The sequence below is a fragment of the Arthrobacter sp. UYEF21 genome (genome assembly GCF_040546085.1).
GTDB lineage: Bacteria > Actinomycetota > Actinomycetes > Actinomycetales > Micrococcaceae > Arthrobacter.
Genome location: NZ_JBEPNF010000022.1, coordinates 40,656 through 47,813 on the forward strand (window position 1 = coordinate 40,656; position 7,158 = coordinate 47,813).

The following is a 7,158-nucleotide window of genomic DNA, read 5'->3' on the forward strand; positions in this document are numbered from 1 at the left end:
CACCCGGTTACGGACTTTGTCATCGTTTTCGACACAGCCGCCGGCATCCCCAAGACTGTGGTGTGCGCAGCGTCCACTGTGCCTACCCACCGCGTGTCAGCCACAAAGGCTGTACCCACTGTCCAGGGGGAATTCTTGACTTCGCTTAACAAATCCGCCTCAGAGCCGCCGCGCACAAAGCCCCGGCGCCGCAACGCCCTGCCCGTCGTTCTGCTCCTCGCCAGCTTTGCGCTGGCTATTTTCCCCGGTTTCCACTGGGCGCTTGGTCCAGCCGCGGGCACCATGGCCTACCTGCTGGGTACGGCGACCTTCGTCACCGCCGTCATCGTGGTCCTCTACTTCCTGGATGCGCGCAAGCGCCGGACCGCCGGGGAGGAACTGTGAACATCGTCACCGGTTACGGACTCATCGGTCTGTTCCTCGCCGTCGTCGTCCTCGTCCTGGAGCGAAGCCGGGTCAAGTCCACTGGCCTGAGCGACTACACCACCGGCGGCCGCTCATTCGGACCCTGGTACCAGACCATGTCGTTCCTGAACACCTGGCTTGCCGGATCTGTCTTCATTTCGTTCGCGGGCATGACCGCCGGCGGGGGAGTGATCGGTTACTACCTGGTCTTCTATTCCCTGCTGGCGTTGCTGCTGATGTTCTTTATGGCCCGGCCCGTCCACGAGTGGGGCAAACGCTTTGACCTGCGGACACAGGCCGATCTCCTGGGCTTTCGCTACCGTTCCCACGCGGTCCGCCGCATCGCCGGACTCATCGGCCTGGTCGCGGCGTTTCCGTGGATCGTGCTGGGCATGCAGTCCCTGAGCCTCGTCTTCACCCATCTGGGCTACGGCGCAGTGCCGGCCGCAGGCGCCATTGTGCTGAGCATCGCGGTGCTGGCCTTCCGTCAGATCTGGACCGTACGGATGGGCATGCGCGGCGTGGTGATCAGCGACATGATCCAGGGCATCACCGCCTACGGCATCGGGCTGGTGGTCATTGTAGGACTGTTGGTGCACCTGGTCACCAGCGGGTACGGGCTGGACAGCGTCCCGGCGGACTACTTCCTGCTCCCCGGTCCCGGCAGTGAGGCAGGCCCACTGTACTTCTTCTCCCTGGTGCTCACCGGCGCCATCGGCGGCTGGTGCTGGCCGGACGTCTTTGTCCGCCTGTTCACCGCCCGCAGCACCGAAGCGATCAAAAAGTCGACTGCGCTCTCCGCCCCCATCCTCCTGGCCTTCTCCACCGGGCTGTGCACCGTGGCCCTGCTCGCCGCGACATATCCGGGCGTCAAGGAAGCTCCCAGCTCGGTCTGGTTCATCGTCGCCGCAGTTGGGGGTCCGTTGCTGGTGGCCTTGGCCGGCGTGATTGTCCTCGCCGCCACCATGGGCAATGTGGATGCCCTGATCCAGGCGGCCAGCGCGCAACTGACCAACGACTTCGCCCGGACCGCGCCTGACTCTGCGGTTGCCGGCGAGACCAAATGGGCCAAGATCGGCACCATCGTCATCACCGCTGCCGCGGCTGTCTGTGCGCTGGTATGGCTGGAGGAACCCGCACTGTATGTCCTGGCCATCGTCTCCTACCAGGGCATTGTGCAGCTGGGCCCCGCCCTGTACTTCGGCCTGTTCTGGGAGCGCGGGAATGCGACGGCGGCCGTGGCCTCCATGACCAGCGGATTCGCCACTGCCGCTGCATTCCAGATCTTCTATCCGACGTCCGTCCCGTGGCTCGGCGGCGCCACCTCCGGGATTGCCGGCCTGATCGTGAACGCGGCGGTGTATGTTGCCTGCGCTTACCTGGTCCCCGTCGCGGATGAAGAGCGGGCCCGCGTGGCGGCGCTGTTCGACCGCTCCACGTCCGAACCGGCCGTGGCGCCCGAACCGGCCGTCGCGTCCGAACCCGCAGCCGCGTCCGAACCGGCAGCCGCGTCCGAACCGGCAGCGCCCGTCGAGGAGCCTGCCGCGGTATAGCCGTAGTATTTGGCGCTCAGTTTGTCGCCCCGTAGTTTCAAGTTAAACCTGACCAGCCACAAAAGGACACCAATGCCCACCCCGCTGCACTTCAACGCCTTCGTCATGAACACCGGATCCCATATCCAGCACGGGCAATGGCGACACCCTGAGGCGCAGCAGGCGGACTTCAACGATGTCACCATGTGGATTGAACTGGCCAAGACTCTGGAGGCCGGCCTGTTCGACGCGATGTTCTTTGCCGATGTTGTGGGACTATATGGCCCCAGCAGCGGTGGCTTCGAGGTCTTCGCGCGGGAAGGCCTTCAGATCCCCAGCAACGATCCGTCCGTCCTGCTCTCCGCGTTGGCCGTGAATACCGAACATCTGGGCTTCGCTTTCACCTCCAACGTCCAGCAGGAGCACCCGTTCAACTTCGCCCGGAAAGTCTCCACGCTGGACCACATTTCGCGCGGCCGCATCGCATGGAACATCGTGACGGGCCTGCAGGACAACGGTGCCCGGAACTTCGGCATGGACGGGCTGGCCAACCATACGGACCGCTACGGGTGGGCCGAAGAATACGTGGACGTGACGTACAAGCTGTGGGAAGGCTCCTGGGACGAGGGCGCGCTGCTGAAGGACAAAGCCAGCGGCGTCTTTTCGGATGCGTCGAAGATCCACAAGATCAACCACGTGGGTGAGCGCTATCGGGTGGAGGGCCCCCACCTGCCGTCGCCGTCACCGCAGCGGACTCCGCTGCTGTACCAGGCCGGTGCCTCACCCCGCGGACGCCAATTCGCGGCCGACCACGCCGAAGCCGTCTTCCTGCGCGCACCGACCCCGAAGATCGCGCTGGAAGGGATCGAGGACACACGCCGCCGGGCCGTGGAGGCAGGGCGGCTGCCCCAGGACCTCAAGTTCTTCCAGGGTGTCGCCTTCATCATCGGCAGCACCGAGGACGAAGCCCGGCGCAAGGCCACTGAATACGACGAGTACGCGAGTGCCGACGGTTACCTGGCCCACGCCAACATCGGCACGCGTCCGGACGGCAGCGTCTACCCCGCCGACACGCCCCTGTCAGAGCTCGAAACAAACTCCTCGCAGGGCCTCCTGGACTGGATCCGCCGCGGCGTCACAGACCGCGAGCCGGTAGTGGCGGACATTGCGGACAGCCTGGCGCGCAACGGACGGATCGTGGGTACGCCGGAACAGATCGCCGACGCACTCGAAACCTGGCAGCGCGAAGGCGGCATCGACGGCGTGAACGTCATGAACTGGCACCTGCCGGGCTCGTTCACGGAGTTCAACGAGCACCTGCTCCCGGTCCTGCAGGCCCGCGGCCTCGCCCGGACCGAATATGCGCCGGGCACACTGCGCGGCAAGCTCTTCGGCGAGGACCGCCTCAACGACCGGCACCCGGCAACCCGCTACCGCGGCGCGTTCAGCCAGTAGGCGGACGGCTCCGCCCAGCAAAGCACCACAAAACAAAAGCGGACGACGCCGGGAGGTCCCGGCGTCGTCCGCTCTGTGTTTTTAGCGTGGAACCGTTCAGACGGTGACGAGCTGGCGGTCGTCGCTGCGGACGCTCAGCGTGAAGGTGTTGGGGCCGCTGCAGTGGACCGCGATGCGGCACTTGGTGGTGTTCGCCTTGACTGAGAGATCCAGCGCTGCGGCGTTGAGCGTGTGGTCAATCGCGGACCGGTCCCAGATTTTAAGCGTTAAAGAGTGGCTCGAATCAAACGTCATTGTCAGTACTTTCGCTCATGCAGTTGACGGCCAGGTCATCCTTGAAAGGGCCGCATCCTCGTCGGTGAGGATTGCTGATTTAGGTGTGCGGGGCAACAGGTCCCCGCATTCATGGTTCATGGTGGGCCGGGGATTTGACAACTGAAATGCCCAAAGTGTGATCGATTGCACGTCCGCGTCCTGCGCTTGTTACGCCACTGGTTACGCCACTGGTTGGGGCGCCTGTTCGGACGTTGGTGCCGGGCGTTCCGCAGGGCCCGGCAGCTCAGTAGAGGAAAATGTCGATCCAGTCGCGGTTGTGCGCGTGCACCAGGACCAGGAACAGCACGAAGTCAAAGAACAGGTGGACACACACGATATACGTCGATGACCGCGTGATGGTGAACAGCTTCGCCTGCAGCAGCGCAAACGGGAAGATGAAGAGCGGCGCCCACACATGGAACCCCAAGTCCCACAGGAAGGACGTGAATAGCACCGCCTGCATCAGGTTGGCTTGCCAGTCCGGGAGGTGCCGGCGCAGCAGCGTAAAAGCGGTGCAGATGAAGAAGAGCTCGTCCCAGATGCCCAGCGCGTTGGTGCCCAGGAACAGCCGGCCGATGCCCTCCGGATCGTTGACCGCAGGCCAGTTCCGATACACGCCTGTACTGATCATGTAGACCGGGAGGACCGCATACCCCAGCAGCGGGACGGCCGGCAGGTACCACTTCTCGGCCGTGGTCCAGGGCTGGCCGCTCCGGATGGGAAAGCTGATGGCATGGTCCTTGGTGACAAACCGGGAGACCACATACGGAATACCGACGGCCAGTACCATCGCGGTGCCCATCACCAGCATGTGCCCGGTGCTGATGTCAGTGGTGATGGGGACGGAGCTCATGGCCGTCAGCCCCACCGCTATCAGTGCGAGGTCAATGAGCAGCCGGCGGCTGATGAATCCGGCCAGCACCAGGGCAGCCGCCAGTAGGATAAATCCGCTGAGCCGGTCTTCAAGGACAAACAGCACAAAGCCCGACGCCGACAGTAACGTTGCCGGGATTAGCCGCACCGAGGTGCCGGCTGGCGCAGCCGCTGCACCGGGCCGGACATCGGATTCTGTTTTTGAGCGCCGGCTCATGCTGGCCTCCGTGGACGGACTCGGGCTGGCTGCTGGGTGGTTCCTTCAGCTTACCCGCGGCGCCGCGGCAGCCTCTTGACACCCCTCGGCGCCCGGCGTATCGTACAACCAAATGGTTGTAGATCAGGTCAATGACGCGGACGTGGACCGCCTGTTCCAGGCCCTTGCGGACGCCACCCGACGGGACATTGTCCGGCGGGTGACAGTGGCGGAGTATTCCGTCTCCGGACTGGCTGCGCTCTACGCCATGAGTTTCGCCGCTGTCCAGAAGCACGTGGCGGTGTTGGAGCGCGCTTTCCTGGTTACCAAGGAAAAGCGCGGACGGGAGCAGATCGTGCGGGGCGACCACGAAGGATTGCAGAAGGCCCGCCGGCTGCTGGATGACTATGAGACGATCTGGCGGCAGCGCGCCCAGCGGATCGCGGACATTCTGGCTGAAGGATAAGGAAGGGACGGCAATGCCTGTTATCAGTTCCACCAAGAATCTCGAGGCACTCAGCTTCACCCTCGTCGCCGAGTTCGATGCCGCCGTCGAGCGCGTCTGGCAGATCTGGGAAGATCCGCGCCAGCTCGAGCGCTGGTGGGGTCCGCCCACCTGGCCGGCCACGTTTGACGGGTTTGATTTCACGCCCGGCGGAAGGGCCGGCTACTACATGACCGGACCCGAGGGCGAGAAAGCCGGCGGCTGGTGGAAGTTCACCGCCATCGAAGCGCCCCGGGGGCTCGAGTTCGATGACGGCTTCGCCGACGACAGCGGCGCCCCGGTGGACGCCATGGGCATCACCCATGCCGCCGTTGACCTCGACGACATCGGCGGCCGCACCCGGATGACCATCATGTCCACATTCGAATCCGAAGAGCAGATGGAAGAGATGGTCAAGATGGGCATGGACGAAGGCATGAAGGCAGCCGCTGGCCAGATCGACGCCGTCCTCGCCGCCCACGCACGCGCCTGAGAATCCCCGGCTGAGGGTACCCGGCCGGCGCTGATCCGCGACCCTCAGCGAGCGGAATTCACTGCCAGCCAGTTCACGCCCCCAACGGGCTGAGCGCGGCTAAAGGTTTTAACGCAAAAAGCGGGCGTACGACGGCGGGACCTCCCGCCGTAATACGCCCGCTTCATGTGACGGCTGCCTATGCCGTCTAGTGGTGCTACCCGGTGCTGCTACTTGGTGACCAGGAGTCCGGTGTCCCAGTTGAAGTCTTCAAATGCGGGATTGGCCTGCATGGTCATGAGGACGAACTGGAAGCCTTCCAGCTCCCGGGAGCGCTTGAGCGGTCCGACCACCAGCGGCCGCATACCGGCGGCGCTGACAAAGTTGCCCACTGCCGCAGTGGCGGCGGCGTCGTCGCCGCGATGAAGACGTCCAGCGGCTGGCCGCCCGATTCGCCTGCCACCAGTGTGCCGGCGAAGGTCGTGTTGAAGGCCTTGACCACGCTGGCGCCGGCCGGGGCCAGCGCTGCGATTTCCTCGGCGGCGGAGGAGCCGGGCTCCACTACCAGCGAATCGAAGGTGTCAAAGTTCACCGGGTTGGTAATGTCCACAATCGTCTTACCGGCCAGCTGGTTGCCGTATGCGGTGACCACTGATTTGGCGGCATCGAACGGGACGGCCAGGATGACGATGCTGCCCTGCGGGGCGCTGGCCGCGGTGCCGTGGGTGACATCCGCGCCGAGTTCACCGGCGAGCGTCTGCGCTTTGGCGCCGTCCTGGCCGAGGATCTCAACCTTCTTGCCTGCTGCGACGGCGCGGGTGGCGATGCCACGGGCCATGTTGCCGTTACCGATGATGGTGATGTCAGTCATGGTCTTCTTCTTTCCGAAAAGGCGGGCAAGGAGGGTTTTCATCAGATTCTGTTTCTCTGGAGGATCACTACTTGAAGATACAACTAAATGTACGCTTATCAAGTTGAAGCGTCAAGTGATTCTCTAGGCAGTCTCCAAACCGTTTGCCGCATAGGCCGCCCTGGCTTCGGGGCCGTGCAGGAAGTCGCGCAGATCGGCAGCGCCCGCCCGAATCGGAACCAGAGCGCTCCTGGTGGCAGCGGCTCTGGCGCGGCACGACTAAGGGGGCGCCGCTCAGGAAACGTCCGACGGCGGCGCTTTCCCGCCGTCGTCGGCACTGGGAGTTTTTGTCCAGATAATCCCGGAAATCCTGCTCAGAACCGCCATCAAGTGGACAAAAACTCGGGGCTTTACCTCCTGCTACTGGGGGGAGCGTCCTCAGGGGGATGGCCCGGCGGCAGCGGCGGGGCGGGCGCGGGCGCTGGAGCAGGCGCGGGCGCGGGCGCAGGAGCCGGAGGTGGCGCGGGCGCAGGAGCCGGAGGTGGCTCGGGCGCGGGGGCCGGTGCTGGGGCGGGC

8 protein-coding genes are annotated in these 7,158 nt (G+C 64.6%); 5 read left to right on the forward strand and 3 right to left on the reverse strand.

What is annotated here, in order from left to right; all coding sequences use genetic code 11:
* Positions 1 to 135 precede the first annotated feature (135 nt).
* The 3 genes from ABIB27_RS17730 (at position 136) to ABIB27_RS17740 (ending at position 3,392) form a co-directional block, all read left to right on the forward strand.
* Positions 136 to 384: a hypothetical protein gene (locus ABIB27_RS17730; RefSeq protein WP_354217246.1), complete on the forward strand. Its 249-nt coding sequence runs from the start codon at positions 136 to 138 to the stop codon at positions 382 to 384.
* Positions 381 to 1,958, forward strand: coding sequence for a sodium:solute symporter family protein (locus tag ABIB27_RS17735; protein WP_354217247.1), 1,578 nt, complete (start codon positions 381 to 383; stop codon positions 1,956 to 1,958). Before ABIB27_RS17730 ends, ABIB27_RS17735 begins: the two co-directional genes overlap by 4 nt.
* Before the next feature lie 72 nt (positions 1,959 to 2,030).
* Positions 2,031 to 3,392 (forward strand): LLM class flavin-dependent oxidoreductase, encoded by a 1,362-nt coding sequence (locus ABIB27_RS17740; protein ID WP_354217248.1) that lies wholly within the window; start codon positions 2,031 to 2,033, stop codon positions 3,390 to 3,392.
* A 96-nt stretch (positions 3,393 to 3,488) separates the two neighbouring features.
* On the opposite strand, the gene ABIB27_RS17745 is transcribed toward ABIB27_RS17740, so the two are convergent.
* Together ABIB27_RS17745 and ABIB27_RS17750 are read right to left on the reverse strand one after the other, a co-directional pair.
* Positions 3,489 to 3,686, reverse strand: coding sequence for a hypothetical protein (locus ABIB27_RS17745; protein WP_354217249.1), 198 nt, complete (start codon positions 3,684 to 3,686; stop codon positions 3,489 to 3,491).
* Between the two features lie 265 nt (positions 3,687 to 3,951).
* Entirely contained in the window at positions 3,952 to 4,797 is an 846-nt protein-coding gene (locus ABIB27_RS17750) for a CPBP family glutamic-type intramembrane protease (RefSeq protein WP_354217250.1), read from the reverse strand.
* A gap of 112 nt (positions 4,798 to 4,909) precedes the next feature.
* On the opposite strand from ABIB27_RS17750, the gene ABIB27_RS17755 reads away from it, so the two are divergent.
* On the forward strand, positions 4,910 to 5,242 hold the full coding sequence (locus tag ABIB27_RS17755) for an ArsR/SmtB family transcription factor (protein ID WP_354217251.1): 333 nt from the start codon (positions 4,910 to 4,912) through the stop codon (positions 5,240 to 5,242).
* 13 nt (positions 5,243 to 5,255) lie between these two features.
* Positions 5,256 to 5,753 (forward strand): SRPBCC family protein, encoded by a 498-nt coding sequence (locus ABIB27_RS17760; protein WP_354217252.1) that lies wholly within the window; start codon positions 5,256 to 5,258, stop codon positions 5,751 to 5,753.
* A gap of 274 nt (positions 5,754 to 6,027) precedes the next feature.
* Here ABIB27_RS17760 and ABIB27_RS17765 read toward each other — a convergent pair whose 3' ends face one another.
* Positions 6,028 to 6,645, reverse strand: coding sequence for an NADPH-dependent F420 reductase (locus ABIB27_RS17765; RefSeq protein ID WP_354254504.1), 618 nt, complete (start codon positions 6,643 to 6,645; stop codon positions 6,028 to 6,030).
* Between the last annotated feature and the right edge of the window lie 513 nt (positions 6,646 to 7,158).

Bases quoted from the DNA above. Each gene is read 5' to 3' on its own strand.
- ABIB27_RS17740 (WP_354217248.1), top strand. From the start codon at position 2,031: ATGCCCACCCCGCTGCACTTCAACGCCTTCGTCATGAACACCGGATCC.
- ABIB27_RS17745 (WP_354217249.1), bottom strand. From the start codon at position 3,686: ATGACGTTTGATTCGAGCCACTCTTTAACGCTTAAAATCTGGGACCGG.
- ABIB27_RS17750 (WP_354217250.1), bottom strand. From the start codon at position 4,797: ATGAGCCGGCGCTCAAAAACAGAATCCGATGTCCGGCCCGGTGCAGCG.
- ABIB27_RS17755 (WP_354217251.1), top strand. From the start codon at position 4,910: ATGGTTGTAGATCAGGTCAATGACGCGGACGTGGACCGCCTGTTCCAG.
- ABIB27_RS17760 (WP_354217252.1), top strand. From the start codon at position 5,256: ATGCCTGTTATCAGTTCCACCAAGAATCTCGAGGCACTCAGCTTCACC.
- ABIB27_RS17765 (WP_354254504.1), bottom strand. From the start codon at position 6,645: ATGAAAACCCTCCTTGCCCGCCTTTTCGGAAAGAAGAAGACCATGACT.